The organism is Rhizobium leucaenae USDA 9039 (assembly GCF_000426285.1).
Taxonomy (GTDB): domain Bacteria; phylum Pseudomonadota; class Alphaproteobacteria; order Rhizobiales; family Rhizobiaceae; genus Rhizobium; species Rhizobium leucaenae.
On record NZ_AUFB01000025.1, the window covers coordinates 41,454 to 66,641 of the forward strand.

The window sequence follows — 25,188 nt, forward strand, 5'->3', positions numbered from 1 at the left end:
TGGAATGGCGCACAACGCAAAATAGTCCACCCAAAAACAAATGATCTCCGTTCCTACGGGACAGAAGCGGCGATTTGACGCGCAGGTAGCGACGGGGCTCGCCCCGCCGCCACTTCGGAAGGCTCAGATCATGCCGCCGTTGGCGCGCAGTGTCTGGCCGTTGATCCAGCCGCCGTCCGGGCCGGCGAGGAAGGAGACGGCAGCGGCGATGTCCTCCGGCGTGCCCAAGCGCTCGAGCGGGTTCATCTTGGCCATGCGATCGATCAACTCGTCACTCTTGCCGTTGAGGAAGAGGTCAGTCGCCGTCGGGCCGGGTGCGACAGCGTTGACCGTGATCGAACGGCCGCGCATTTCCTTGGCCATAATGCCGGTCAGCGTTTCGACGGCGGCCTTGGTTGCAGCGTACACACCGTAGGTCTCGAGCTTGAGCCCGACGACGCTGGTCGAGAAGTTGATGATCCGGCCGCCGTCGCGCAGGCGCTTGCCGGCTTCGCGCAGTGCATTGAACGTACCCTTCAGATTGACGGCGATGTGCCGGTCGAAATGGGCGCCATCGGCATCGGCGATCTTGGCGAGCTGCATAATGCCGGCATTGTTGACCAGCACGTCGACACCGCCAAAGGCGGCTTCGGCCGCGTCGAACATCCGGCGCACGGCTTCGGCATCGGAAACATCCGCCTTCGCAGTCAGCGCCTTGCCGCCCTTGTCTTCGATCTTGCGGGCAAGCTCCTCGGCAGCGGCTTCGCTGCCGGAGTAGTTGACGAGGACGGTGAAACCGTCCTTTGCGAGACGCTCCGCAATCGCCGCGCCGATACCGCGGGACGCGCCGGTAACGATCGCTACCCTGTTGGAATTATTGGCCATTGTCTTCATCCTTCCCTGTGATTGCGCCGTGGCTTCGTTTCGATGAGAGAAAGATGCCTCTTTTCAAATGGCGGATAACCATCCATTATTTGGCATCACTATCCGAAAATACCGAACAAAGAAAAATGGACAGATTCGATGCCATGCGGGTATTTTCCCGCGTCGTGGAGCGGCGCAGCTTCACGCTGGCAGCCGAAGATGCCGGCCTGCCGCGCTCCACGGTGACGGATGCCGTCAAACAATTGGAGGCGCGCCTCGGCGTTCGCCTGCTGCAGCGAACGACGCGGCATGTCAGCCCGACCTTGGATGGCGAGGCCTACTACCAGCGTTGCCTGCGCATTCTATCAGACATAGAGGACGCCGAGGGTGCCTTTGCCGGCGCCAAGCCGAGAGGCCTGCTGCGCGTCGATGTGCATGGAACATTGGCCCGGCATTTCGTTCTCCCGAACCTGCCGTCTTTCCTCGAGACCTATCCGGAGATCGAGCTTTACATGACGGAGGGCGACCGCCTCGTTGACCTCATTCGCGAAGGCATCGATTGCGTGCTGCGGGTCGGCACACCACAGGACAGCGACATGATCGCCCGCCGCGTCGCCATGCTGGAAGAGATTACGCTGGCGGCGCCTGCCTATATCGAACGCTTCGGCATGCCCCTGCATCCGGAAGCCCTCGACAATCACCGCATGGTCGGCTTCCGCTCGTCGGCGACGGGCGGATTGCTGCCGCTGGAATTCATCGTCGATGGCGCAGCGCGCAATATCACGCTTCACACGACAATCTCGGTCAACGCCGCCGAAAGCTATTTTTCAGCGGCCAAGCTTGGCCTCGGCCTGATCCAGGTGCCGCGCTATCACGCCGAATACGCTCTGAGATCCGGCGAGCTGGTTCACGTCCTCAAGGACTTTCCACCGACCAAGACACCCGTCTCGATGCTATACCCTCGCAGCCGCCAGCTTTCCCCGCGCGTGCGCGTCTTCATCGACTGGCTCGTCAAGGTTTTTGCGCGGCAGACCGAGGTGGATAGCGGCGCTGGATGAATATTCCATCGAACCGATCAAATAAATGAAATCGGCTCTTTGAATGCGCAGATAAGGCTCCTACGTCGAAGAGGATATTCTCGCCGGCACATGCCGCCATGAACCCGTGATGTTCGAGAGGGATGGACCCATGACTGAACAGAAGCAACTGAAGCTTGGGGCTTTTATGCGCCCCGTCAGCCTGCATACCGGCGCGTGGCGCTATCCCGGCGCCTATCCGGACGCGAATTTCAACTTCGCGCACATCAAGAGTTTTGCGCAGGCGCTGGAACAGGCAAAATTCGATGCCTTCTTCATGGCCGATCATCTCGCCGTGCTGAACATGCCCGTCGAAGCGCTGAAGCGCAGCCATACCGTGACGTCCTTCGAGCCCTTCACGCTGCTGTCGGCACTTGCCGCCGTCACTGAAAGGATCGGCCTCGTCGCCACGGCATCCACCACCTTCGACCAGCCCTATCACATCGCCCGCCGTTTCGCTTCTCTCGACCATATCAGTGGCGGCCGCGCCGGTTGGAATATCGTCACGACATCCAATCCGGACGCAGCACTGAATTTCGGCCAGGAAGAGCATATGGAGCACGGCGAACGCTATCATCGCGCCCGCGAATTCTACGATGTCGTCACCGGCCTCTGGGATAGCTTCGCCGACGACGCTTTCCTCCGCGACGCCGAAAGCGGCATCTTCTTCGATCCGGAAAAGATGCATGTGCTTGCCCACAAGGGCGAGGAGCTGAGCGTTCGCGGGCCGCTCAACATCGCCCGCCCGCCGCAGGGTTGGCCGGTGATCGTCCAGGCCGGGCAGTCGGATGCCGGACGCCAGCTCGCCGCTGAAACCGCCGAAGCGGTCTTCGCCGCCCCTCGCAATCTCGCCGACGGCAAGGCGATCTTCGCCGACATCAAGGCACGGATGAAGGCGATCGGCCGCAACCCCGATCATTTGAAGATCCTTCCCGCCGCCTTCATCGTCGTCGGCGATACCGTCGAGGAGGCGAAGGCCAAGCGGGCCAAGCTCGATAGCCTCGTCCATTACGAAAGCGCCATCGCTTCCCTGTCGATCGCCTTGGGCCACGATGCCTCGGGCTTCGACCCGGACGGCCCGTTGCCTGAGATTCCGGAAACCAATGCCAGCAAGAGCGGCAGGGAGCGCGTTATCGCATTGGCGGTGGAAGAGAAGCTGACCGTCCGCCAGCTTGCTCAACGCCTTGGCGGCTATGCCGGCCTCGCCTTCGTCGGCACACCGCAGACGATCGCCGATGAGATGGAGCAATGGCTGCGCGAGGAAGGCTCCGACGGCTTCAACGTCGTCTTCCCCTTCCTGCCGCAGGGCTTGCTGGACGTGACCACGCGCGTTGTTCCGGAACTGCAGCGCCGCGGCATCTTCCGCCGCGAATACGAGGGCACGACATTGCGCGACCATCTCGGCCTGCCGCGCCCGGCAAACCGCTTCTTCACCCCGACTTCCGAAGCGGCGCAATGAGAGGCGACAGCCGATGAGCCATATCACGCCGATCGACTACGACACCGCCTCCGAAGCCGTCCGCGCCGAACACGATCGCGAAGTGCAACTGCGCGGCCGCATGACCAACATGAAGCGGACTCTGCTGCATTCACCGGTAGCACACCGCATCTATGCCGAATGGTTCACGCCGCGCGAAGAACTGCGCCCGGCGCTGGATGACCGCGCCGTCTGGCTTTTCTGTCACGCCATTTCGCTGGAAAGCCGCTCGATCATCCCGATCGGCTTCTTCCGCCGGGCGCTGATCAATGCCGGCCTGACGCCGGAAACCCTGGTACCCGCGGAAGACGAGGCATTGTTGATCGAGTTCGGCAAGGCCATCGTCCGGGATTCCAACGCCGTGCCGGAGGAACTGTGGGACCGGTTGAAGGCACGCTATGACGAACCAACGCTCGCCAATCTCGTCGCTCTCGCCGGCATCATGATTGCGACGGCGGTCTACAACAATGTGGTCAAAGTGGATATCGATCCCGAGCTTGCGCCTTATCTGGAGGGATTTGAGTTTTTAGGGAAGAAATCAGAATAACGCGTTGCAAAAGGCTTGACTGGAGAAATGCCAATAAGATTGGCCAACGCCGCCTCCACTATCGCGCGTTAGCCACCAGCGAATGCTAACCCTTAGGCCGAGATACGCCTGCACGGCCCGCAAAATATCTTGCATCATTTATTTTGCAATCAGCAGATACAATTAGTATTTCTTATAAAGAGCCGCAGAGTAACGAAGAACCAACACGAGAGAGAGCATGTCGGACATTACCAGGACCGATAATAATATACCAGAGGTTCGACTATCTCATATTATTGAGTTTTGCGGGTGGCTCTCCATTGTAACCCTCGTAAGTGGATACATATGGATAAGAACAATCCTATGGATGGAAGATATCCGTGTCGTCGACCACTTCACGGTATCTGACTACATTAGCTACGGAGCATCCCCGTTTCTTGTATTTGTGGTCGGCCAATTTATGTTTAACTTTTATAATGTCATTTCGGATAAAGTTGATCGAACGAAAAAATTCTCGTTGTATCTAACGGCGGCCCTCCTTCTACTTTCGATATTGGTAAGTAGCGCCCTTACTATCATCCGATATATGTCGGGACTACCAATTCTCACCTTTCCTTATATGTTTCAAATAGTCAGCGGATTCGGGTTCGCGATGACAATCCCCATCTTCCTTCTCGTTACTACCTATGTCGTCCCGTTTCGGTTAAGCTTCCTCTCGGTCGCGCTCATTATCGCTGGAGTAAGTTGGACGCAGACTGCTTATTATGCAGCGCGCTTCGCCATGGATAACAAGATTTCTGACGCTGATCTGGCTCATCCAATAGTATATCAATTTAATGAGACGAAATATAGTTCAGACAAATGGCTTTCGTTGCTCGCCACAGAACGATATTACTATTTCTTAGAGCCGTAAAACAAACTAGTTGAGGTTCAAAAGGCGTCTGATCTCGTTAAAATTACAGTTAAATAGTAAAAAACGCTCTTTGGGATTGACCACTTTCGTTGAGTTCCTGCGAAAATTCCCGTTTTCGTTGCTAAGAGAGCGATAAACTGTATCATCGATCTGCCCGACAGGGCGGATGAGGGGCTTTCGCTGCTCAATCCAATCTCACCCCGAAATCACCGTCTCGAACTTCGGGTTCCCCCGGATCGTGTTGCTGACGGTACAGATCTCGTCCTCGGCGGCATGTGCGATGGCGTTGCGGATCTCGTCGCCGAAATCGCCCTTGATGGTGAAGGCGATGTTGAACTTTTCGACGCGCGACAGCCCTTCCGCCGCCTTTTCGCCGGTCACCATCGCGCTCACCTCCGTCAGTTTGTCCAACACGCCAAGGCTGCTTGCCGCCATGCGGGCGCTGAGAACGAGGCAGGCGGACAGCGAGGAATAAAGCAGGTCGAGCGGATTGAAGCCCGGATGCGACGGGGAAGTGACGATATCGATCTCGCCGCCCGTCACCGACGTCACATGCGGCAGGCCGGTGCGGCCGAGCGTCGCTGTCGCGCCCGTCTGTCTCGTCTTCACCTTCAATTCGGCCATCTCGAAATCCCCCAGAAAAAATCATTGAAGCTGCTCGTTAAAACATAGGGATTCCCCTCACGCGACACAATCCGGCGTGACTTGCCCTTGCGTGTTCGCGCCAGTTGAGCCACCAAATGCCTATAAGCTCATCGCAAACAGGCAGATTTCGACATGACCGTTTCCGATCCCCGCGCCTTCCTCACCTCACTCTTCAATGCAGCCGTCCGCGCCGCCGACCCTATGACGGGCATTCGCGCCCATCTGCCGGCAAAGCCGAAAGGGCGGACGGTCGTCATCGGCGCCGGCAAGGGATCGGCGCAGATGGCAGCCGCCCTGGAGCAATGCTGGGATGGTCCGCTGGAAGGGCTGGTGGTGACGCGTTATGGCTTCGCCGCCCCCTGCCAGCATATCGAAATCATCGAAGCCGCCCACCCTGTCCCGGACGAGGCAGGCCTCGTCGCCTCCGGACGGCTGTTGAAGCTAGTCGAGGGGTTGACCGAAGATGACCTGGTGATCGCGCTGATCTCCGGCGGTGGCTCGGCGCTACTGCCCTCACCGGCGGGCAACCTTACCCTTGCCGACGAGATCGCCGTCAACAAGGCGCTGCTTGCCTCCGGCGCGCCGATTTCGGCGATGAACGTCATTCGCAAACATCTCTCGACCATCAAGGGCGGCCGCCTCGCCGCTGCGGCCTATCCGGCAAAGGCCGTGTCGCTGGTCGTTTCCGACATTCCGGGCGACGATCCGGCGCTTGTCGCCTCCGGGCCGACCGTGCCCGGCGCCGGCACCCGCGCCGAAGCGCTCGACCTCATCCGTCTCTACCGCATCGAGCTGCCCGCCGCCGTACTTGCGCATATCGAAAGGCAGGAAGCCGATGCGCCGAGGCCAGATGATGCGCGCTTTGCCCGCAATGAAGTTCATGTCATCGCATCGGCCGGCGTCTCGCTCGAGGCTGCGGCCAAAGCCGCGCGCGAAGCCGGCATCGAGGCGGCGATCCTGTCCGATGCGATCGAAGGCGAAGCGCGCGAGGCGGCCCACATGCATGCCGCCCTCGCCCGCGAGATCCTTCATCGCGACCGGCCCTTTTCCAAGCCGATTGTCTTGCTGTCAGGCGGTGAGACGACCGTGACGCTGACGGGCAAGGGTAAGGGCGGACGAAACTCCGAATTCCTGCTATCGCTGGCGATCGATGTCGACGGTCACACCGGCATTTGCGCCATGGCTGCCGATACCGATGGCATCGACGGCAGCGAAGACAATGCCGGCGCCTTTGCCGACGCAAGCACAGTGACGCGGCTGCGCAAGACCGGGTTGGTGCCCGCCGAGATGCTGAGAAACAACGACGCCTGGTCGGCATTCAACGCGATCGGTGACCTCTTCGTCCCCGGTCCGACCGGCACCAACGTCAATGATTTTCGGGCGATCCTGATCCTTTGATCGTCAAGACCAGAACATATCACTGATAGACGGAACAATCCTCGCAGCGCCAATAGGCCGGTGCTGTCGAGGACCACCGGAAGAAGTGGCGATGGCAATGCATGCACTCGATTTCGACAACATGCGTCTTTTGGGCAATGACGAACGCCTTAGGTTTGTTGTTGCGCTCGTTTTTCCACTGCTCAAGCTTGGTAACGGCCATCAATACCCCCATGCGATACTCCCGCCTCAACAAGTCCCTTACCTAAAGTAGACTGCTCTGATGAAAGAAATATTGCGAGTGCGAGCAGACATTTATCCCCGACATTTTAATGGATGCTAATACGAAAGATCGATTGGGCGATTCCATTTAATACGCTGGAATTAATCCTACTCGACCGGGACGACGACCTTGTCGATCTTGAAAGGGTGGTGTCTTTCTTTCTGATCCAGGTTCCGGGCACGCCGCTCCCAGCAACCGCCGACAAAATTCAGCAGCAGAAATCATTCTTCAGCACTAGACACAACGCTAGGCTGCCTTACCTAAAGGCCTGATTTTGGGAGGGATCATCATGCGTCATTTCCGTCTGCGGGCAATATCCTCAGCGACCATCTTCGCCTTTGGGCTCTTTTCCATCACCACCGTTCAAGCCGCAGCACCACAGCCGGTCGAAGCCGAGCATGGAATGGTGGTGACTGCCCAGCATCTAGCGACGGATGTCGGCGTCGACGTGCTGAAGAGCGGCGGCAACGCCGTGGATGCCGCGGTTGCGGTCGGCTACGCCTTGGCTGTGGTCTATCCGACCGCCGGCAATATCGGCGGCGGTGGTTTCATGACCATCCGAACGAAGGACGGCAAGACCGCCTTCCTCGATTTTCGCGAGCGCGCACCGCTTGCCTCGACCAAGACCATGTATCTCGACGACAAAGGCAATGTCGTCAAAGGCGCGAGCACGGATGGCTATCTTGCCGTCGGCGTGCCGGGCTCCGTCATGGGCTTCGAGACCGCCCGCGAGAAATACGGCACCAAAACCCGACAGGAACTGATGGCGCCGGCGATCCGCTATGCCAAGGAGGGCTTCACGCTGAACCAGGCCGACGCGGCCGAATTGAATGAGGGCAAGAAATGGCTGTCGCGCGATCCGGCGACGGCGGCGATCTTCACGAAGCCGAACGGCGCCCCCTTCTCCAGCGGCGATAGGCTGATCCAGCCAGATCTCGCCGCAGTCCTGTCGAGTATTTCGGAACAAGGTCCTGACGGCTTCTACAAGGGGCCGGCCGCCGATGCGATCGTCAAGGCCAGCCACGACAAAAGCGGCATCCTGGCGAAGGAGGATTTCGAGCAATATAAGGTCCGCGAACTCGACCCGGTGAAATGCAATTACCGCGGCTATGAGATCATCTCCTCGCCGCCGCCCTCTTCCGGCGGCGTGATCATCTGCGAGATTCTCAATGTGCTGGAAGGCTATCCGCTTCCCTATACCGGGTACGGCTCGGCCGAGACAGTGCATCTCATGGTCGAGGCCATGCGCCACGCCTATGTCGATCGTAACTCCGCGCTGGGCGACCCCGATTTCGTCAACAATCCCGTCAGCAAGCTGCTGGACAAGGACTATGCGAAGAAAATCCGCGACAGCATCGATCCCTATCGCGCCGGCGTCTCCAAGGATCTGATGCCGAAGGGCCTCGGCGAGAGCACCGAGACTACGCATTATTCGATCATCGACAATGACGGCAATGCGGTTGCCGTCACCTACACACTGAATGGCTCCTTCGGTGCCGGCGTGGTGGCGCCTGACACCGGCATCCTGCTCAACAACGAAATGGACGATTTCACCTCCAAGCCCGGCGTACCCAATCTCTACGGTCTAGTGCAGGGCGAAGCCAATGCCATCCAGCCGAAGAAGACGCCGCTTTCCTCGATGAGCCCTACGATCGTCGCCAAGGACGGCAAACCCTTCATGGTGATCGGCAGCCCCGGCGGCGCGCGCATCATTACCATCACGCTCGAAGCGATCGTCAACGTCATCGATTTCGGCATGGATATCCAGCAGGCGATCGACGCACCACGTGTCCATCATCAATGGCTGCCAGATAAGGTCTACACAGAGCCCTACACGCTGTCTCCCGACACGATCAAACTGCTGTCCGGCATGGGCTACAATGTCCAGGTGGGCGGCGATTGGCCGGTCTGGGGTCAGGCCGCCGGCATTCTCGTCGGCGGCAAGAGTCTCGGCGACATCGCAAAAGGTGGCGGAGCCCGTTACAACGGCGCGATGGACAGCCGTGCCGGCTCCGGTCTTGCCGAGGGATACTGATCTTCAGGCAATCTTCGCGAGTCCAGCGAGGACGGTCTCATAAGGCGCGGCGGCAATGACGTGCTCATTGACGCCAGCCGGTTCGAAGTCGATCCGGCCGGAACTGGCGCTTTCAATCACCTCGGTGCGCGGTTCCGGCCTCTGTTCATCTGGCATTCATCGGCTGTGACATTCCTGCCCGCCCGCGTCGTTTTTTCCATTTCGATCAATAAGATTTGCAAATTCGGATATAGTCATCCCGCGTGAGCGGGAGTATATCGGGGGCCGTTCCAATCGGCCTTTGCGCCGTCACCAGACTTGCGGTTCTGTCTTTGGACCCCACCGCGCCATCGAGAGCGATCCCCGACAATGTCGGACCAGATTTTCCAGGCCGCCCCAACCCGGCGGGCCGCGCCTAATTTTCGTGTAGTCGCGCTTATCGTAGCAAGCGCCATGTTCATGGAGCAGCTTGACGCGACCGTGCTCGCCACCGCGCTGCCGACCATGGCAAGAGATTTCGGCGTCAGCGCGCCGGCGATGAGTATCTCGCTGACGTCATACCTTCTCAGCCTCGCGATCTTCATTCCGGCAAGCGGCGCCATCGCGGACCGCTTCGGATCGCGCACGGTCTTCCGATACGCCATCGCGGTTTTCGTTGTCGGCTCGCTTCTGTGCGCACAGGCACCGAACCTGTTCTTCCTCGTGGTAGCGCGTCTCCTTCAGGGCCTCGGCGGCGCGATGATGCTACCCGTCGGCCGTTTGGTGCTGATGCGCAGCGTCGCCCGCAAGGACATGGTCAACGCCATGTCCTGGCTGCTGATCCCGGCGCTTGTCGGCCCTATTCTCGGCCCGCCGGTCGGCGGCATGTTCGTGACCTATCTCGACTGGCGCTGGATTTTCTACATCAACGTGCCGATCGGCATTATCGGCTTCGTGCTGGTGTCGATGTTCATCGAAGAGGTGAAAGGCCCACGCAATGGCCGCTTCGACCTTTCCGGCTTCGTCCTATCCGGCATCTCGCTCGGCTCTCTGCTCTTCGGCTTCGAAATGTCGAGCCGCGAAGGCGAGGGCTATATGGCCGTCTTCCTGATTTCCACCGGCCTGCTGTTCGGCATCGCCTATCTGCGGCATGCCCGCAAGCATCCCTCGCCGATCATGGATTTCTCGCTGATGAAGGTGCCGACTTTCCGCACCTCGGTCATCGCCGGCTCACTGACGCGCATCAGTCAGGGCGCCCACCCCTTCCTTATCCCGCTGATGCTGCAGCTCGGCTTCGGACTTTCGGCCGCTACGGCCGGCCAGATCGCCATTGCGACCGCGCTCGGCTCCATGGCCATGAAGCCCCTGCAGATCCGTATCCTTCGGACCCTCGGCTTCCGTACCGCCCTCATCATCTTCGGTCTGATTGGCACGCTCGGTTACGGAATGTGCGCCATCTTCCAGCCGGATTGGCCGTTGCCTGTCATCTTCGTGATCCTGTTCTTCTGCGGCTTCTTCATGTCGTTCCAATTCACGGCCTACAACACGATCGCTTATGACGAGATCGAACGTGACCGGATGAGCATCGCGACCAGCTTTTATTCGACCTTCCAGCAGTTGATGCTCTCGCTTGGCATCTGCGTCGCCGCGCTTGCCCTGCACGGCTCGATGCAGTTCCGCGGCTATGCGAAGGCAGAAATGATCGACTTCTCGGTCGCCTTCATCGTCGTTACGGCCATTGCGCTGCTTGCGGTAATCTGGAACGCCAGCTTTTCGCGCACCGCCGGCTCGGAGATCAGCGGCCATCGCAAGAAATCGCCCGAGGACGCACTCGGGGAACACTGAATTCCTCGAGCAAAACACAAAAAAGGCCGGGCTAACCCGACCTCTTCCTTCATCGCCTCAACGGCCTATGCCAGTATATCCGTGGTCAAAGACCGGAAGCAAATGCTTTACATGGATGCGAGCTGGTCAGCCGACATCTTGCCCGAACGCTTGTCCTTGACAAGCTCGTAGGAAATCTTCTGGCCGTCGCGAAGGGTGCTCATTCCAGCGCGTTCAACCGCGGAAATATGCACGAAGACATCCGTCGCGCCATCATCAGGTTGAATGAAACCAAAACCCTTGGCAGCATTGAACCACTTTACAGTACCTGTGCTCATAACAATGACCTTTCAATCACTCGTATAAAGATCGCATCCAGGCAACCGCCCGGGTGCAGTAGACCGATTTTGAGAGGGAAGTTCGTCAATGTCGCGCAGAGTGCGTCGAGGCAAAGTTCATTCACCAATATCGATGCAATGGCTTATAACGGATGGTTGAACGCGCCACAAGGAGAAACATGAGAAATGCCGAAAATGACTAGATGCTTCGCATAAATCGGCCCGCGCGACCCAAAACTATTATTTGCCGACGATCAATTTCGAATAGTCTTTTCGTGGCTGTTTCCGAGTGTTTTGCGCCGCCCGATGTGGGAGTCAGCGGCACTTTTCTTTTTATGTTTGCGCTTTCATTGCGCCAACTCCGCCTTATTTCCTGGAAAGAGGTAGATTTACCTCTGGCAATACGAATGCTACCCGATGCAGGGTGGAACTTCCCTCCTTGTGGGCGCGGATGCTTACCCGCTCGAAATCCACAAGAACGCTAATGCCGAGCCCAACCATGGAGGCCAAGATGGCGCCGCCTAACAAAAACAATCTGTTCGGACCCAAGAAACAGGCATCACCGGTCAAGTCCGGCGAGGCCGACTCCACCGTTAAGGAAATTCTCGCCAGCGAACAGATGAACCGCGAACGCAAAACGGCGCGCTTGCGGGAGCTGCGTCTTGAGAAAGAGGCTCTGCAGCCGCCACCGGAGCCGAAGACAAAGCCCAAACGAAAGACGGCCAAGGCGTCCAAATAGACAAGGTTTGCTCCATCCGTGGCGCAGTTCAGAGCCTGACGTCGCGCGTTCTGTGAACACAGCCTCCATGGATAGCGCATTGAATTGGCGGTGGCTCCGGCCCTAAATAGCGGCCGACTGCGCAATTCATCCTGGAGCATCATCATGGTCGCCGGCATTCACCACATCACGCTCATCACCCGCAAGGTGCAGGCGAATGTCGATTTCTACGCCGGCTTTCTCGGCCTGCGGCTGGTCAAACGCACCGGCGGCTTTGAAGACGCCACACAGTTGCATCTCTTCTATGGCGATGCAGCCGGATCCCCGGGCTCGCTGGTGACCTTTCTTGTCTGGGAGGACGGTTCTCCCGGTCGTCCAGGCGTCGGCCAGATCGGCGAAATCTCGCTTGCTATCGACCCGATGAGCATCGGTTTCTGGCTGACGCGCGCCTTGAGCGCCGGACTGAAGCCGGAAGGCCCTTCCGAGGAATTCGGCGAACCGGTTCTGCGGCTGAAGGACCCGGATGGCATCATCGTCAAATTGGTCGGAACCAATGCCCTGCAGGCGACGACTCCATGGGCGAGCGATTCCATCCCACAGGAGCACGCCATTGCCCGCATCCGCGGCGCAACGCTTTTCAGCGAGACGCCGGAGGAGACGCAAGCAATCCTGGTCGGTCACTTCGACTACCGGCCGCTGGCAACCAGCGGAGCGATCAGCCGGCTCGTCTCGGAGCCTGGCGATATCCTCGACATCCGCGATGCACGCGGTTTCTGGGCAAGCGTGCCTGGGACCGGTACGGTCGATCATGTCGCCTTTCGCGCCACTGACGATTCCGAATTGCAATCGGTTCGCACCGCGCTGCAAGCGATCAACTCGTGGCCGACGGCGATGCATGACCGCAAATATTTCCGCTCGCTCTATGTCCGCGAGCCCGGCCGCATCCTGTTCGAACTTGCGACGGATGCGCCGGGCATGCTGGTCGACGAGGACGAGGCAACGCTCGGCACGCGCCTCTTCGCCCCCGGTGACAGTCCGGCGCTTTTGGCCGAACTGAATGTGATCCTGCCGCAGTTCTCGATGCCCGGCGAACCGCGCGTCATCTATCGCGATCTGCCCTTCGTCCATCGGTTCTTTACGCCCGAACAGCCGAATGGCAGTATCTTCATTCTGCTGCATGGCTCCGGCGCCAACGAAACGACGATGCTGCCGATCGCCCATAAGATCGACGCCAATGCGACATTGCTCACGGTGCGCGGCCGTGCGCTTGAGGAAGGCGCGCCGCGCTGGTTTCGCCGCAATGGCCCCATGATCTTCGATCAGGCCGATATTGCAAGCGAGGCCGAGGCCTTTGCCGCCTTCATCAATGGCGCGATCCATGCCTACGGGCTCGATCCGGATCGCATCGTCTATATCGGCTATTCGAACGGCGCCAATCTGCTGAACGCCATGCTGTCGCTGCACCCGCATCTCATCCGCCGCGCTGTCCTTCTGCGATCCATGGCCGCGCTCACCGATCCGCCGCCAGCAGACGTGTCGGACGCTGATGTGCTCGTTATCGCAGGTGAGAAAGATATGTACGGCCCATACGCCCAGCCCCTTGCCGAACGCCTGCGGAACGGCGGCGCAAAGGTCGAGCTTGAGACTGTTTCCGCCGGTCACGAGCTTGACGATGCCGACGTGCCGGCCATTCAGACGTGGCTGAGGTAAAACACCTTCTCCCAGCGGGGAGAAGGTATTGTTGCAACGGGCTTTTCGCGATCATCACACGCGCGGACCTTTGTATCTCATTCTTAAGAGACGAAGGATCAGCCCTTGAACGTATATTGCGCAATCGATTCCGGCTTCATCTCGATCGAAAAGCCCGGCAGGTTCGGCGGCATATAGGCGGCGTCGCGGATCACGCAGGGATCGACGAAATGTTCGTGCAGGTGGTCGACATATTCGATCACGCGGCCGTCTTTGGTGCCTGATACGGCGATATAGTCAATCATCGACAGGTGCTGCACATATTCGCAAAGACCGACGCCGCCGGCATGCGGCCAGACGGGCAGACCGTATTTCGCGGCAACGAGCAGTACCGACAACACTTCGTTCAGCCCTCCCATGCGGCAGGAATCGATCTGCACGATGTCGATCGCACCTTCGGCGATGAACTGCTTGAACATGACACGGTTGTGGCACATCTCCCCGGTTGCGACCTTTACCGGGCCGATCGCCTGGCGGATCTTGCGATGGCCGGCAACATCATCCGGGCTGGTCGGCTCCTCGATGAAGAATGGTCTCGCGAAGGCAAGCTTCTGAACCCAATCGATGGCCTGGCTGACTTCCCAGACCTGGTTGGCATCGATCATCAGATAACGATCGGGGCCAATTACCTCGCGGGCGATGGTAAGACGGCGAATATCGTCTTCCAGATCGCGGCCGACCTTCATCTTCACATGGTCGAAGCCGGCATCGATCGCCTCCTGGCACAGGCGACGCAGCTTTGCATCATCATAGCCAAGCCACCCGGCGGAGGTCGTGTAGCAGGCATAGCCTTCGCGCTCGAGTGTGGCGATGCGCTCCGCCTTGCCGGTTTCAGCCTTTTTCAGAATGGCAATGGCTTCGTCGCGGGTCAAAACGTCGGTCATGTAGCGGTAATCGACGATATCGGCGATGCGCTCCGCATCCATCTCCGCCACAAGCCGCCAAACCGGTTTGCCGGCTTCCTTGGCGAGCAGGTCCCAGACAGCGTTGACGACGGCACCGGTGGCGAGATGCATCGCGCCCTTCTCCGGGCCGATCCAGCGGAGTTGGCTGTCGCTGGTCAGATGCCGCCAATGTTTCCCCGGATTTTCAAGCACGCTGGAAAGCTCGGTGCCGACGATCAGATGGCGCATCGCCTCGATCGCCATGCAGCAAATGTCATTGCCGCGACCGATGGTAAAGGTCAGGCCGTGACCTTCGAGGCCCGGCTTGTTGGTTTCCAGGATGACGTAGGCGGCTGAATAATCCGGATCTGGGTTCATCGCGTCCGAGCCGTCGAGGCTCTGCGAAGTCGGGAAGCGCAGGTCGAATACGCGGAGGTTGGTGATGCGGGTCATGGGAAAACTCCTTCTAATTCTGTCGGGCGATCTCTCCGACACTCACCCGAGGTCGAACTCTTCCCAGATCGCCGCATTATGCTCGCCGACATGCGGGGCTGCACGTTCGAATTTTGGCCGCTGCCCGTCGATGCGGACCGGCGAGCGTGTGGTACGAACGGAGACGTCATCATCGCGGCCGACCGTCTGCAGCATGTCGAGCACGCCAAATCCCGCGCTCTGCAACAATTCCGCCCAGTTCAGCACCTTGGCGCACCAGATATCGGCCGGCTCCAATATTGCCAGCCATTCCTCCACGGTGCGTGTGGCGATATGGGCCGAGATCAACGCCTTGATCTCGTCGCGCGCCGTAAACCAGCTTTTCGGATCGTCGCGATAGGGCGCGAGTTCCTCCATGCCGAGCAGATCGGCAAGTTTCGAAATCGGCGTCATGGCAATGGCGAGATAGCCGTCGGTGGCGGGATAGACGCCGTAGGGAGCGGAGAGATAGGCATGGGCACTTCGGAATCCGGCACGCTGGGGCAGCTTGTTGCCGTTGTTCATATGGACGGTCAGCACCTCAACCTGCAGATCGACCAGCGCCTCCAGCAGGCTCGTTTCCACCAGCCCGCCTTTGCCGGTGACGCCGCGGCGCACCAGCGCCGCCAGAATGCCCTGAGCCGCCGCCGCACCCGCTAGCATATCGCCGATCGCGAGGCCGAACGGCACCGGCCCCTGCCCCTCGTCGCCGTTCAGCCACATGACGCCGGAGCGCGATTGCGCCAACAGATCCTGCCCCGGACGCGACACCCAGGGACCCTCCTCGCCATAGCCGCTGATCGAGCAATAGACGAGGCGCGGATTGATCTGCTGCGCGGCCTCATAACCCAATCCCAGCCGCTCGATCACGCCCGGCCGGAAATTCTGCACCAGAACATCAGCCTTGGAGATCAGCTTACGCAGAGCCTGCATGTCGCGTGCGCTCTTCAAATCGATCGCAAGGCTTTCCTTCGAACGATTGATCGCGTGGAAAATGGTCGAATCGCCACTCTCGCTGTCGCTGAGATAAAGCCGCCGCGAAAGATCGCCGCCCTCCGGCCGCTCGATCTTGATGACCCGGGCGCCGAGATCCATCAGTCTGAGGGTGCAATAGGGTCCGGACAGGAACTGGCTCATGTCCACGACCACCAGGCCGGCCAGCGGCAATTCCTTCTCCACCACCATGAGTATTTCCGCTTTCCTCGCATCGATCCGGCAGTTAGCGCATCTCCGCTTCGGCAGTTTTTCTGTCTGCCCTATACCCCGGGTTCCGCGCCTAACTTTTCTTATGTGAATAGTCTTTTCACATATGGATGATTTTTGCAAACGAAAAGAGGTGCCGTGGTCAGGCGATCCTCGGCGAATATCCGGTGAAAATGGACTATAGCTTTCGCATCCATTCGGATTGTTGGAAGGAGATTTGAGATGACGACAATCAAATTGCTCGATGATACGGAGGTCGAGGCGATCCCGGCGGTAAAGGCCGTTTTCGATGACATCCGCGCCGTCAGAAAATCCGATTTCGTCAATAATTTCTGGCGCGGCCTTGCCAATGATCCAGCGCTTTTGAAGCGCACCTGGGAAGGGCTGAAGGCGGTGATGATGGCGGACGGTGCGCTCGATCCGCTGGTGCGCGAGATGATCTACATCGCCGTATCCACCGCCAACGGCTGCACCTACTGCGTCCATTCCCACACTGCCGCGGCTAGGGCAAAAGGCATGACCGATGCGCAGCATGGCGAATTGCTGGCCGTCATCGGCCTTGCCGGACAGACGAACCATCTGGTGACGGCGATGCAGATTCCCGTCGATCCGGAATTCGATGTCGGCCACCGCTGAAAGCCAATAAAGAAACCCGCCGGCATGAGCCGGCGGGTTCCTGGATCAATCATGCGCTATTCTTACCGGTCTGACTGTTCCGCGGCCTGGGTCTCCGCCACAACGGCGGCGACATCGACCCCGTTATTGACGACCAGCAGACGTTTGCGGACCAGAACGCCCATCACGCGGGCTGCGGTCGAAAAGGTCATCGTATCGAGAGGGCCTTCGCCTTCCCAGGGCTTAGTCAGCCGTTCGGTGACGGCTGAGACGATGTTGTTGGGGACGATGTCTGTGCATTCACGCATGGCTTCGAAAACGGTGCTCACGGGAACGACCTTCCCTTCGAACATCACGATCGGTTCAGTGACTTCTGTGTCCCATTCCTCAAAAGCATAGAGCGCTTCCCGGAAGAGCTGTTGCAAAGTAATGGGGGCATGACCCTCATGAAGGGGCGGCAAGGCATTGCTCATGTCTGTCTCCTTTCAAGTGGAAGTCCGGCGCATAATTTGAAAAACTATTCGGTCTCTCGCAGAGAGGCCTACGCGCTGCTTCTGAATCTGGCGCGCCCCGAACGCAGATGATCGAACGGCGCGGCAAACCATTTTTTCGCGAACCGGCGCAACGCGGGACGAACACGAAATGTTCCCGCCGGTCAATTAACTTGATCAAGTCTATCGATTAATCTCGACTTGAAAAGCCTCTTTCGAAACTTTCTGTGATTCCCTATATTTTTGAATGGTTTCGCCGTAGGCTGATGAGACAACAACCTCCGGAAGAGACGCGAATCCCTTCTTCGGCAGCGAAAGGACCGCCATGAGCAACGATCATGGACATGATCACGGCGAGCACCACGAACCGATTGACTGGCGCGAACATGGCGTCAAGATCATTCCCGGCAATGCGCTCGACCCAAACACGGCGCAGACGCCGGGCATGAACCGGGCCACCGCCATCAATCATGCCCGCGCGGGCGCCGAGAAGATCTGGGCCGGCACGGTAACGATCCACGCCAACGCCAAGACCGGCGCGCATCATCACGGCGATCTCGAAAGCATCATCTATGTGGTCAAAGGCAAGGCGCGGATGCGCTGGGGCGAGAACCTGGAATTCGTCGCCGAAGCCGGCCCCGGCGACTTCATCTACGTGCCGCCCTTCGTGCCGCATCAGGAGATCAACGCCAGCCGCGACGAAACGCTGGAATGCGTCCTCGTCCGCTCCGGGCAGGAGCCTGTCGTCGTCAATCTTGACATCGAGCCGGTGGAAAAGCCGGAAGAAGTGCTCTGGAAAGACCCGATCCATCGCTGATTTGCACAATTTCGATGCACTCGAAATTCCCGACGTGCGAAAATCGATTATCTCTATAGAAAATTAGTTCACTACACTCCGCGCGCTCAAAAGAGTTTTTCAGAAGTGCGGCGCACAACAAATGATCCTGCTTCGCGTGGTCCGCGACCGTTTGAGATGATCGATGCGGTCAACGAGACAATGCCGTCTCGAACACACGGAACAGGATTTCCCATGACGAAAAAGTCTTCTGAAGGTCTGGACACGCGGCACTTCTCGCGGCGGACCGGCCTTGCAGCCCTCATCGCCTCCGCTGTCGCCGTCTTCGGCTTGACGATAGCTGCCGCCCCCTCTTTTGCCGCCGACAAGACGATCAAGGTCGGTATCATGAGCGGCGAAGATGAAGACGTCTGGCGCGTCGTCACCGCGGAAGCCGCCAAGAAGGGCCTGAAGATCGAGACCGTCGCGTTCAACGACTATACCCAGCCGAACGAAGCCCTGGAGCGCGGCGAAGTCGACGCCAACGCCTTCCAGCACCAGCCTTATCTCGACAACCAGATCAAGCAGCACGGTTACCATATCGTCCGCGTCGGCTATACCGGCGTCTGGCCGATCGGCCTCTACACCAAGAAATACAAGACCGTTGCCGATTTGCCGAAGGGTGCGGTCATCGGCGTGCCGAACGACCCGTCCAACGAAGGCCGCGCCCTGCGCGTGTTGCAGAACGCGGGCGTCATCAAGCTCAAGGACGGCACCGGCATTCTCGCTACCACCGCCGACATCGTCGAGAACCCGAAGAATGTCGAGATCAAGGAACTCGATGCCGGCATTGTTGGCCGCTCGATCGACGACCTCGACGCCGCCGTCGTCAACACCGACTGGGCACTGAAAAGCGGGCTCTCGGCGAAGGACCGCATTGCGCAGGAGTCGATCGACGGCAATCCCTATCGCAACTTCATCGCAGTCAAGCAGGGCAGCGAAAACGAAGCATGGGTGAAAACGCTGGTCGCCTCCTATCAGAATGATACGGTCAAGGCCGAGTTCGACAAGGTCTACAAGGGCACGGGCCTCAGCGCCTACTAACACCAATTCAGCGCCGGGGCAGCGCTGAGCGCCAAGGCGGCCGGGGCATTCCTGCTCGGGTCGCCTTCGGTGTTTTCCGATAGGACGCGACGAAGCTTATGGTTGGTTATGGAATTCGCGGAGGGTGGTGCAGACCCCCCTCTGTCACTTTCGTGACATCTCCCCACAAGACAAGGGGGGAGATCGGAAACTCGTGGCAAGCCATCGCCAAAAACGAACATCGCATCTGCTGATACCTAGCTGATTGTTTTGCCTGAACGCGCAACATATTCCCAACGATCTCCCCCTTGTGGGGGAGGTGTCACGACAGTGACAGAGGGGGTATCGCGGGCTCGGCAAACTTAAAAGCTGCTTTTTACAAAGAGAATCACCATGAATTCCTTCATCCGAGCCACAGCCATCAAAGGACATGCGCCGCCCGGTACGTCAGAGAGCGATGAGATCGTCCGCCTAGTCGACGTCCGGCGTCGCTTCGGCGCAACCCCTGCGCTCGACGGTATCTCGCTGACGGCTCGGCGCGGCGAGATCGTCGGCATTATCGGCCGCAGCGGCGCCGGCAAATCGACGTTGATCCGCTGCCTGAACGGACTGGAGCGCGCCGATAGCGGCGAAATCCATATCGAGGGACACGACATAGCCGGGCTGTCGGAAAACGAACTGCAGCCTCTGCGCCGCCGGATCGGCATGATCTTCCAGCATTTCAATCTGCTTTCGGCAAAGACGGTCGAAGACAATGTCGCCCTTCCGCTGAAGATCGAAGGCGTCGCCAAGGCGGAGCGGCTCGCCCGTGCCCGCGAACTGCTCGAACTCGTCGGTCTTGCCGACAAGGCGAAGGCCTATCCTTCTGCCTTGTCAGGTGGACAGAAGCAGCGCGTCGGCATCGCCCGGGCGCTGGCAGCCCGCCCCGCCCTTCTCCTTTCCGATGAAGCGACCTCGGCCCTCGATCCCGAAACAACCCGAGCGATCCTGGCGCTGCTTAAGGATATCAACCGCAAACTCGGCCTCACCATTCTGCTCATCACCCATGAGATGGAGGTGGTGCGCTCGATCGCCGACCGCGTCGCCGTTATCGATGCCGGCCGCATCGTCGAGGAAGGCCCGGTCTGGCAGATCTTCGCCAATCCGCAGACCGAGATCACCGCAAGCCTGCTCAGCAACATCCGCCCGCAACTTCCCCAACATATCGCCGAGCGCCTGTCCCGGACGTCGGGCGTCGAAGCGATACTGAACGTCGATCTCGCCGGCCCGGCCGCGCAAGGCGCGCTTTTCGCCGAGCTTTCGGCGGCGCTGCCGCATTCCTTCCGCCTGGTGCATGGCGGCATCGATCATATTCAGAACCAGCCTGTCGCCCGCTTTTTCATCGCAGTGCCGACACGTGACGCAACGCTGCCGGCGAAGGTGACTGATTTTCTGACGGCCCGGTCCGGCCGGGTGGAGGTTTTAGGTTATGACAACTGACATCATCCTCGGCCTGCTCTGGCGTTCCTTCTGGGAAACGATCTGGATGACCGGCGCATCCGGTCTGATTTCGCTCGTCATCGGCCTGCCGCTCGGCCTCGCCCTGGTTATCACCGGCCGCGACGGCATCGCCGAACAACCCGCCGTCAACAGTATCCTTGCGGCCCTGGTCAACGGCTTCCGCGCCGTGCCCTTCATCATCCTCTTGATCGCATTGATTCCGCTGACGCGGCTGATCGTCGGCACCGCGCTTGGGACGACCGCGGCCATCGTACCGCTCACCATCGCGGCAATCCCCTACTATGCCCGCATCGCCGAAGTCTCGCTGCGTGAAGTCGATCGCGGCCTGATCGATGCCGTGCGTGCCATGGGCGGCAATCGCTGGACCATCATCCGCGAAGTGCTGGTGCCGGAAGCCCTGCCCGGCATCGTGGCGGGTTTTACCGTGACGCTGGTGACCCTGATCGGCGCGTCCGCCATGGCCGGCACGATCGGCGGCGGCGGCCTCGGCGATCTCGCCATCCGCTACGGCTACCAGCGCTTTGAGACCGGCGTCATGATCGCCGTCGTCATCGTGCTGATTATCCTCGTCTGCGGCATGCAATGGCTCGGCGACCGCCTCGTCGCCAAGCTCGATCATCGCTGAACTGCTCGGTCAAATCCGATGATGTCCGCCTCGAACAGCAGGTGTTCCTGGCCGTCACGGCATTACCTACGGTTTCAGTTCCTGGTGACCGGCTTCGAGCGCATCCGCGACACCGTTTCGCGCTCCGCCCGCTTGCAGCGCATCGGCGGCAGGCCGCGATCCATCAGGTCCATATCTTCCAGCACCATGTCGCCCATTTTTTTGAAAGCGCTGTCGAGGGCACCCGCGCGGTGCGCCGAGCGGATGAACCCTTTGAGGCCGCGCACCGGATGATCCTTGCCAAGCGGCTCCTCCGGATAGACATCGCTCGCCGCAACGATATGGCCGGAGGCGACCGCAGCCATCAATGCTTCGAAATCCACGACATCGGCGCGGCTAAGGAGGATGAAGGCCGCTCCCCTGCGCATGCGCGTAAAAGCCTCGGCGCCAAGAAAACCTTTGTTTTCGCTGGTGACGGAGGCGACGACGAAAACGAAATCGCTGCCCGAAAGCACCTCGTCGAGACTAGCCGGTTGGACGCCATGTTCCCTCAGGATCGAAGGCGGCATCCAGGGATCGAAAACCCTGATCGTCGCGCGAAAGCCCGACAGCACCCTGTTCAACGCCTTGCCGAGATCACCGAAACCGACGATGCCGATATCGCTGCCCGAGATCAGCCGGGCCTTCGCATTGCCGTCACCGCCCCAAAGCTCCCTGCCCTCCCGAAAATCGAGATCGGCATCGACGATGCCGCGCGCCAGGCTTAGCGCAAATCCGAGCCCTATTTCGGCCACCGGCTCGGCGAAGACCTGTCCCGTGGTGACGACATGAATGCCCCGCTCGAACAGGACATCGTAGGGCATGTTGTTGATGAGATTGCTTTCGACATTCAGGATGCAGCGCAGGCGCGGCATGCGATCGAGCGTGTCCTTCGAAAGCGGCGGCTGACCGATAATATAGCGGGCTTCGCCGAGCACATCGTCGCCAAGCGCGGCAATATTCCCGGGATCTGCCTCGACGATTCGGTATTTGGAATGGAGAAGCGACAGCGCATCCTTGCTGAAGATAAGCTCAAGCGAGCGCGGCTCTGGCGCGCTGATAGCCAAAGGTCTGTTGTCGGTCGACATGAAAGTCTCTCCCTATTCTCATAGACGATCCAATATCATTCGACCGATCAAATCAATCAGAGCTCTTCTTTCTCGCTTGGCATGCCCACAGAGAAGGCGCAGATGCGCGACAGATAGGTTTGCGGCAAGCCCGTCTCAGTGCCCCAGGCATTGAACTGATCCTGGATCAGCTTCAGGTCCTTCTTGGTCGGCTTCGCCTCCGAGATCGGCAGGCCGGAGAGGCGCAGGCAGACGAGCACGTCATGACTCATGACAAAACTGTCGCGGCCGATGGCGCGCAGGAAATATTGGCCGCTCATGCCGCCGAGCCGGTTGGCGCGCTTGTCGAGAACGGCGAGCAGTCCGATGTGGTCCTCCACCGGCCAATCGGCAAAGAACCGGCCGGCACTGCCATGCTCCTCGGCGAGCTGGCGAATGAAATGGGCATTGGCCCGCACCGACATGATCTTGGCACCGTTGCGCACGACACGCGCATCGGAGGTAAGATCATGCCAGTAATCATCGGGCGCGAGGTTGAGGAACGCCGGGTCGAAACCGGAGAAAGCCGCTTCGAAACCCGGCCACTTGGAATCGATGATATTGCGCACGAAGCCGGCATAAAAGACATAACGCGTCATTTCCGACAGCAGCCTGTCATCTGGCATGGCCCGCAAGGCATGGTGATCGGGCGCCTTCGGCATGAGTGCCTTCAGAGCTTCCGCTCCGCCCTTGCGCTTTTGCGCCCGCTCCAGAATTTCCGCAAAGCTGCCCAACTGTCCCTCCCCTTTGGACGACGGCCCAAAATCTTTTACGATCTTGTGCCGCTGCGCAAGATAACGCGAGTACTTTCGGACAATGATCGCGTGCCCCGATGCGCCGGATACCTTGTCTGATTTTGCTTGTACCTTTGCCCGGCGCGGCGTTAACGTGGAGGTGGGGTCGGAGCTTGGTACAATGAGCAATAGACATTGGAATTTCCCGGTGATGGTCATCTGCAAGCGAACGGGGAAAATCTACACCGTTGGCACCACGAAAGAGGCATTGGACATGCTGCTGAACGCATGGCCGGTTGCCGAAGGCAAGGCCTTCATGATGGCCCTGCAGGTCTGCGCAGATGTTGAAAGTGGAATCAGGCAGCCGCTGGAAGCGCGCAGCAGCTTTGTCGCCGCCGCCAGGGAAGCTGGCGTGCCGATCGAAACCACAATGGCCGAATAAGTCGACTGCGTTACCTGACTCTCCCTTCACGCCGTGCCCTCATGCCATTGTCCGGAACAATGCTTGGAACGAAACCGCCGCTATCCCGTTTTGAAATGCCGAAACGAGGAGCGCGATGTTTCAAACCGCTTGGAGAAAGCCTGTCGTCGTACGCCTGCCGAAAAATATCCGTATCATCCGGACGGCAGCCGAAGCCACGGATTGCTTGACCGTGGATTGGCCGATACGCCACGGAAACGCTTATGAGGCGGCCCTGCGCGCCTGCATCGATTGCTTTGAAGGCTATACCACCGCAAACGAAACCCGCATTGCTTTCGTCGCCGCCTGTCGCGAAGCGAATGCCCTCATCAGCGCATGATCCCGGACAAACATTCACCTTTTCGAGCCGCGCAAGTATTGCGCCGGATCTGTTCCCAAGAAAAAGTGGAGTTTGCGGGTCGTTAATTCAAAATTAAAAGCAAACGAATAAAAGCGTACTTGGGTCGCGAGAGTTCTCCTCAGAACGCGATTCGCCCATGAGTAAACGACAGATCTGGGCGAGCCGGAGTTGCAGGCGAGACGTTGGCGTCCAATGGCGTAGGGATCAGGGCCATTTCATGGCTCTGGAAGCATGATGCCCTTCCAACGCGCCGGCTCGTCCGAGCCATGTTCCGTGTAACTTCATTCTCTTCCGACAGGACGCCCGAATTGTCGACGCCTGTATTGGTGTCCGATTGAGCGGGTAACGCTGCCAGCAAACGCGCGTCTGAAGACGCCGTAAAGGGACTTTGCTGGTCTTCTCGCGCGGCCGTCGGCAGAGGAGTGATATTCGCATTCAGCTAACACTAGGGGCGCGTCAATGACTTCAGTTATTTCTTCTCTGAGCATCAATCAGATTAAGGCTCTTTCCACCACAACCATCAAGCAGCTAACCACGGCCGACGTGGCAGCACTGAGCACCACTCAGATCAAGGCGCTGAGCTCGACGCAGATTTCCGCGTTTGAAACGCAGGATATCTCCACCTTCACCACAGACCAGATCGGCGCTGTATCGACGAGCGCCATTCTCGGCTTGAACCTGGACCAGCTGGCGGTTCTCTCCGCGACCCAGCTCGGGGGTCTTTCGACCGAACAGGTCGCCGCGCTCACCACAGCGGACGTTGCGGGCCTCTCCACCGACCAGGCCAAGGCTCTGAGCACCAGCCAGATTGCCGCTCTGACCTCGAAGCAGATTGCAGTTCTCTCCACTGACGATGTTGCCGTTCTCTCCACCGATCAGATCGGTGTGCTGAAGACCGCTCAGGTCGCAGCCCTGAAGTCCACACAGATCGCAGCTCTCTCCACCGATCAGGCCGCCGCACTGAGCTCCTCGCAGATCGCAGCCCTGACGGCCTCTGAAGTCAGCGCGCTCTCCACGGCTGACATCGCGACCTTCTCCACCGACGAGATTGCCGCCCTCTCCACCTCGGCTCTGTCGGGCCTGACCTCCGATAAGGTCGC

Annotated in this window: 25 protein-coding genes and 1 pseudogene; 16 read left to right on the plus strand and 10 right to left on the minus strand. The window is 59.3% G+C overall.

Annotated elements, in window-relative coordinates; all coding sequences use genetic code 11:
* Window positions 1–123 precede the first annotated feature (123 nt).
* Window positions 124–864 carry an SDR family oxidoreductase gene (locus K290_RS0126835; RefSeq protein ID WP_028754716.1) on the minus strand — a complete coding sequence of 247 codons (741 nt, stop codon included), beginning with the start codon at window positions 862–864 and terminating at the stop codon, window positions 124–126.
* A gap of 125 nt (window positions 865–989) precedes the next feature.
* On the opposite strand from K290_RS0126835, the gene K290_RS0126840 reads away from it, so the two are divergent.
* The 3 genes from K290_RS0126840 (at window position 990) to K290_RS0126850 (ending at window position 3,943) form a co-directional block, all read left to right on the plus strand.
* Window positions 990–1,901, plus strand: coding sequence for a LysR family transcriptional regulator (locus tag K290_RS0126840; protein WP_028754717.1), 912 nt, complete (start codon window positions 990–992; stop codon window positions 1,899–1,901).
* Window positions 1,902–2,031: 130 nt separating this feature from the next.
* The gene (locus K290_RS0126845) at window positions 2,032–3,378 is read left to right on the plus strand and encodes an LLM class flavin-dependent oxidoreductase (protein ID WP_028754718.1); all 1,347 of its coding nucleotides are present in this window, start codon (window positions 2,032–2,034) and stop codon (window positions 3,376–3,378) included.
* Window positions 3,379–3,391: 13 nt separating this feature from the next.
* Window positions 3,392–3,943, plus strand: coding sequence for a carboxymuconolactone decarboxylase family protein (locus tag K290_RS0126850; protein WP_028754719.1), 552 nt, complete (start codon window positions 3,392–3,394; stop codon window positions 3,941–3,943).
* 1,087 nt (window positions 3,944–5,030) lie between these two features.
* Here the strand turns inward: K290_RS0126850 and K290_RS0126860 are convergent.
* On the minus strand, window positions 5,031–5,459 hold the full coding sequence (locus tag K290_RS0126860; RefSeq protein WP_028754721.1) for an OsmC family protein: 429 nt from the start codon (window positions 5,457–5,459) through the stop codon (window positions 5,031–5,033).
* Between the two features lie 153 nt (window positions 5,460–5,612).
* Here K290_RS0126860 and K290_RS0126865 point away from each other — a divergent pair, with 153 nt between their 5' ends.
* Window positions 5,613–6,878 (plus strand): glycerate kinase type-2 family protein, encoded by a 1,266-nt coding sequence (locus K290_RS0126865; protein ID WP_028754722.1) that lies wholly within the window; start codon window positions 5,613–5,615, stop codon window positions 6,876–6,878.
* 19 nt (window positions 6,879–6,897) lie between these two features.
* Here the strand turns inward: K290_RS0126865 and K290_RS0126870 are convergent, their stop codons facing one another.
* The gene (locus K290_RS0126870) at window positions 6,898–7,092 is read right to left on the minus strand and encodes a hypothetical protein (RefSeq protein WP_245276685.1); all 195 of its coding nucleotides are present in this window, start codon (window positions 7,090–7,092) and stop codon (window positions 6,898–6,900) included.
* A 337-nt stretch (window positions 7,093–7,429) separates the two neighbouring features.
* Here K290_RS0126870 and ggt point away from each other — a divergent pair, with 337 nt between their 5' ends.
* Window positions 7,430–9,175, plus strand: coding sequence for a gamma-glutamyltransferase (ggt, locus tag K290_RS0126880; RefSeq protein WP_028754725.1), 1,746 nt, complete (start codon window positions 7,430–7,432; stop codon window positions 9,173–9,175).
* 3 nt (window positions 9,176–9,178) lie between these two features.
* Here the strand turns inward: ggt and K290_RS37465 are convergent, their stop codons facing one another.
* Window positions 9,179–9,331 (minus strand): hypothetical protein, encoded by a 153-nt coding sequence (locus K290_RS37465; protein ID WP_154668673.1) that lies wholly within the window; start codon window positions 9,329–9,331, stop codon window positions 9,179–9,181.
* Between the two features lie 192 nt (window positions 9,332–9,523).
* Between K290_RS37465 and K290_RS0126890 the strand changes: the two genes are divergently transcribed.
* Complete coding sequence (locus K290_RS0126890) at window positions 9,524–10,978, plus strand: MFS transporter (RefSeq protein ID WP_028754726.1); 1,455 nt, start codon at window positions 9,524–9,526, stop codon at window positions 10,976–10,978.
* Between the two features lie 107 nt (window positions 10,979–11,085).
* Here the strand turns inward: K290_RS0126890 and K290_RS0126895 are convergent, their stop codons facing one another.
* On the minus strand, window positions 11,086–11,295 hold the full coding sequence (locus tag K290_RS0126895; protein WP_028754727.1) for a cold-shock protein: 210 nt from the start codon (window positions 11,293–11,295) through the stop codon (window positions 11,086–11,088).
* A 511-nt stretch (window positions 11,296–11,806) separates the two neighbouring features.
* Between K290_RS0126895 and K290_RS35080 the strand changes: the two genes are divergently transcribed.
* Together K290_RS35080 and K290_RS0126905 are read left to right on the plus strand one after the other, a co-directional pair.
* On the plus strand, window positions 11,807–12,034 hold the full coding sequence (locus K290_RS35080) for a hypothetical protein (RefSeq protein WP_037136360.1): 228 nt from the start codon (window positions 11,807–11,809) through the stop codon (window positions 12,032–12,034).
* A 144-nt stretch (window positions 12,035–12,178) separates the two neighbouring features.
* Window positions 12,179–13,723, plus strand: coding sequence for a VOC family protein (locus K290_RS0126905; RefSeq protein ID WP_028754729.1), 1,545 nt, complete (start codon window positions 12,179–12,181; stop codon window positions 13,721–13,723).
* A gap of 98 nt (window positions 13,724–13,821) precedes the next feature.
* On the opposite strand, the gene K290_RS0126910 is transcribed toward K290_RS0126905, so the two are convergent.
* Both K290_RS0126910 and K290_RS0126915 read right to left on the minus strand, forming a co-directional pair.
* Window positions 13,822–15,099 carry an L-fuconate dehydratase gene (locus tag K290_RS0126910; protein ID WP_028754730.1) on the minus strand — a complete coding sequence of 426 codons (1,278 nt, stop codon included), beginning with the start codon at window positions 15,097–15,099 and terminating at the stop codon, window positions 13,822–13,824.
* A gap of 42 nt (window positions 15,100–15,141) precedes the next feature.
* Window positions 15,142–16,302 carry a CaiB/BaiF CoA transferase family protein gene (locus K290_RS0126915; protein ID WP_028754731.1) on the minus strand — a complete coding sequence of 387 codons (1,161 nt, stop codon included), beginning with the start codon at window positions 16,300–16,302 and terminating at the stop codon, window positions 15,142–15,144.
* A gap of 240 nt (window positions 16,303–16,542) precedes the next feature.
* On the opposite strand from K290_RS0126915, the gene K290_RS0126925 reads away from it, so the two are divergent.
* The gene (locus K290_RS0126925; RefSeq protein ID WP_028754732.1) at window positions 16,543–16,956 is read left to right on the plus strand and encodes a carboxymuconolactone decarboxylase family protein; all 414 of its coding nucleotides are present in this window, start codon (window positions 16,543–16,545) and stop codon (window positions 16,954–16,956) included.
* A gap of 62 nt (window positions 16,957–17,018) precedes the next feature.
* Here the strand turns inward: K290_RS0126925 and K290_RS0126930 are convergent, their stop codons facing one another.
* Window positions 17,019–17,408 (minus strand): BRA0787 family protein, encoded by a 390-nt coding sequence (locus K290_RS0126930; RefSeq protein ID WP_028754733.1) that lies wholly within the window; start codon window positions 17,406–17,408, stop codon window positions 17,019–17,021.
* Between the two features lie 343 nt (window positions 17,409–17,751).
* Here K290_RS0126930 and K290_RS0126935 point away from each other — a divergent pair, with 343 nt between their 5' ends.
* From K290_RS0126935 to K290_RS0126950, 4 genes are all read left to right on the plus strand, one after another.
* On the plus strand, window positions 17,752–18,243 hold the full coding sequence (locus K290_RS0126935) for a cupin domain-containing protein (RefSeq protein ID WP_028754734.1): 492 nt from the start codon (window positions 17,752–17,754) through the stop codon (window positions 18,241–18,243).
* A gap of 213 nt (window positions 18,244–18,456) precedes the next feature.
* The gene (locus tag K290_RS0126940; RefSeq protein ID WP_028754735.1) at window positions 18,457–19,305 is read left to right on the plus strand and encodes a MetQ/NlpA family lipoprotein; all 849 of its coding nucleotides are present in this window, start codon (window positions 18,457–18,459) and stop codon (window positions 19,303–19,305) included.
* 372 nt (window positions 19,306–19,677) lie between these two features.
* Window positions 19,678–20,763, plus strand: a complete 1,086-nt coding sequence (locus K290_RS0126945; RefSeq protein WP_028754736.1) for a methionine ABC transporter ATP-binding protein — start codon at window positions 19,678–19,680, stop codon at window positions 20,761–20,763.
* Window positions 20,753–21,409: a methionine ABC transporter permease gene (locus K290_RS0126950; RefSeq protein WP_028754737.1), complete on the plus strand. Its 657-nt coding sequence runs from the start codon at window positions 20,753–20,755 to the stop codon at window positions 21,407–21,409. The genes K290_RS0126945 and K290_RS0126950 overlap by 11 nt, the downstream gene beginning before the upstream one ends.
* Window positions 21,410–21,483: 74 nt before the next feature.
* On the opposite strand, the gene K290_RS0126955 is transcribed toward K290_RS0126950, so the two are convergent.
* Together K290_RS0126955 and K290_RS0126960 are read right to left on the minus strand one after the other, a co-directional pair.
* Window positions 21,484–22,515, minus strand: coding sequence for a hydroxyacid dehydrogenase (locus K290_RS0126955; protein ID WP_028754738.1), 1,032 nt, complete (start codon window positions 22,513–22,515; stop codon window positions 21,484–21,486).
* Between the two features lie 56 nt (window positions 22,516–22,571).
* The gene (locus K290_RS0126960) at window positions 22,572–23,267 is read right to left on the minus strand and encodes a DNA-3-methyladenine glycosylase I (protein WP_028754739.1); all 696 of its coding nucleotides are present in this window, start codon (window positions 23,265–23,267) and stop codon (window positions 22,572–22,574) included.
* A 181-nt stretch (window positions 23,268–23,448) separates the two neighbouring features.
* On the opposite strand from K290_RS0126960, the gene K290_RS0126965 reads away from it, so the two are divergent.
* The 3 genes and pseudogenes from K290_RS0126965 to K290_RS0126975 form a co-directional block, all read left to right on the plus strand.
* Window positions 23,449–23,709 (plus strand): DUF982 domain-containing protein, encoded by a 261-nt coding sequence (locus tag K290_RS0126965; protein WP_028754740.1) that lies wholly within the window; start codon window positions 23,449–23,451, stop codon window positions 23,707–23,709.
* Between the two features lie 115 nt (window positions 23,710–23,824).
* Window positions 23,825–24,067, plus strand: coding sequence for a DUF982 domain-containing protein (locus tag K290_RS0126970; RefSeq protein ID WP_028754741.1), 243 nt, complete (start codon window positions 23,825–23,827; stop codon window positions 24,065–24,067).
* 480 nt (window positions 24,068–24,547) lie between these two features.
* Window positions 24,548–25,188, plus strand: a pseudogene (locus K290_RS0126975) (beta strand repeat-containing protein); the annotation flags it as partial.

Bases quoted from the DNA above. Each gene is read 5' to 3' on its own strand.
- K290_RS0126910 (WP_028754730.1), bottom strand. From the start codon at position 15,099: ATGACCCGCATCACCAACCTCCGCGTATTCGACCTGCGCTTCCCGACT.
- K290_RS0126930 (WP_028754733.1), bottom strand. From the start codon at position 17,408: ATGAGCAATGCCTTGCCGCCCCTTCATGAGGGTCATGCCCCCATTACT.
- K290_RS0126925 (WP_028754732.1), top strand. From the start codon at position 16,543: ATGACGACAATCAAATTGCTCGATGATACGGAGGTCGAGGCGATCCCG.
- K290_RS0126935 (WP_028754734.1), top strand. From the start codon at position 17,752: ATGAGCAACGATCATGGACATGATCACGGCGAGCACCACGAACCGATT.
- K290_RS0126965 (WP_028754740.1), top strand. From the start codon at position 23,449: ATGAGCAATAGACATTGGAATTTCCCGGTGATGGTCATCTGCAAGCGA.
- K290_RS0126895 (WP_028754727.1), bottom strand. From the start codon at position 11,295: ATGAGCACAGGTACTGTAAAGTGGTTCAATGCTGCCAAGGGTTTTGGT.
- K290_RS0126845 (WP_028754718.1), top strand. From the start codon at position 2,032: ATGACTGAACAGAAGCAACTGAAGCTTGGGGCTTTTATGCGCCCCGTC.
- K290_RS35080 (WP_037136360.1), top strand. From the start codon at position 11,807: ATGGCGCCGCCTAACAAAAACAATCTGTTCGGACCCAAGAAACAGGCA.
- K290_RS0126860 (WP_028754721.1), bottom strand. From the start codon at position 5,459: ATGGCCGAATTGAAGGTGAAGACGAGACAGACGGGCGCGACAGCGACG.
- K290_RS0126865 (WP_028754722.1), top strand. From the start codon at position 5,613: ATGACCGTTTCCGATCCCCGCGCCTTCCTCACCTCACTCTTCAATGCA.
- K290_RS0126840 (WP_028754717.1), top strand. From the start codon at position 990: ATGGACAGATTCGATGCCATGCGGGTATTTTCCCGCGTCGTGGAGCGG.
- K290_RS37465 (WP_154668673.1), bottom strand. From the start codon at position 9,331: ATGCCAGATGAACAGAGGCCGGAACCGCGCACCGAGGTGATTGAAAGC.
- K290_RS0126835 (WP_028754716.1), bottom strand. From the start codon at position 864: ATGGCCAATAATTCCAACAGGGTAGCGATCGTTACCGGCGCGTCCCGC.
- K290_RS0126905 (WP_028754729.1), top strand. From the start codon at position 12,179: ATGGTCGCCGGCATTCACCACATCACGCTCATCACCCGCAAGGTGCAG.
- K290_RS0126955 (WP_028754738.1), bottom strand. From the start codon at position 22,515: ATGTCGACCGACAACAGACCTTTGGCTATCAGCGCGCCAGAGCCGCGC.
- K290_RS0126970 (WP_028754741.1), top strand. From the start codon at position 23,825: ATGTTTCAAACCGCTTGGAGAAAGCCTGTCGTCGTACGCCTGCCGAAA.
- K290_RS0126870 (WP_245276685.1), bottom strand. From the start codon at position 7,092: ATGGGGGTATTGATGGCCGTTACCAAGCTTGAGCAGTGGAAAAACGAG.
- K290_RS0126940 (WP_028754735.1), top strand. From the start codon at position 18,457: ATGACGAAAAAGTCTTCTGAAGGTCTGGACACGCGGCACTTCTCGCGG.
- ggt (WP_028754725.1), top strand. From the start codon at position 7,430: ATGCGTCATTTCCGTCTGCGGGCAATATCCTCAGCGACCATCTTCGCC.
- K290_RS0126915 (WP_028754731.1), bottom strand. From the start codon at position 16,302: ATGGTGGTGGAGAAGGAATTGCCGCTGGCCGGCCTGGTGGTCGTGGAC.
- K290_RS0126945 (WP_028754736.1), top strand. From the start codon at position 19,678: ATGAATTCCTTCATCCGAGCCACAGCCATCAAAGGACATGCGCCGCCC.
- K290_RS0126890 (WP_028754726.1), top strand. From the start codon at position 9,524: ATGTCGGACCAGATTTTCCAGGCCGCCCCAACCCGGCGGGCCGCGCCT.
- K290_RS0126950 (WP_028754737.1), top strand. From the start codon at position 20,753: ATGACAACTGACATCATCCTCGGCCTGCTCTGGCGTTCCTTCTGGGAA.
- K290_RS0126850 (WP_028754719.1), top strand. From the start codon at position 3,392: ATGAGCCATATCACGCCGATCGACTACGACACCGCCTCCGAAGCCGTC.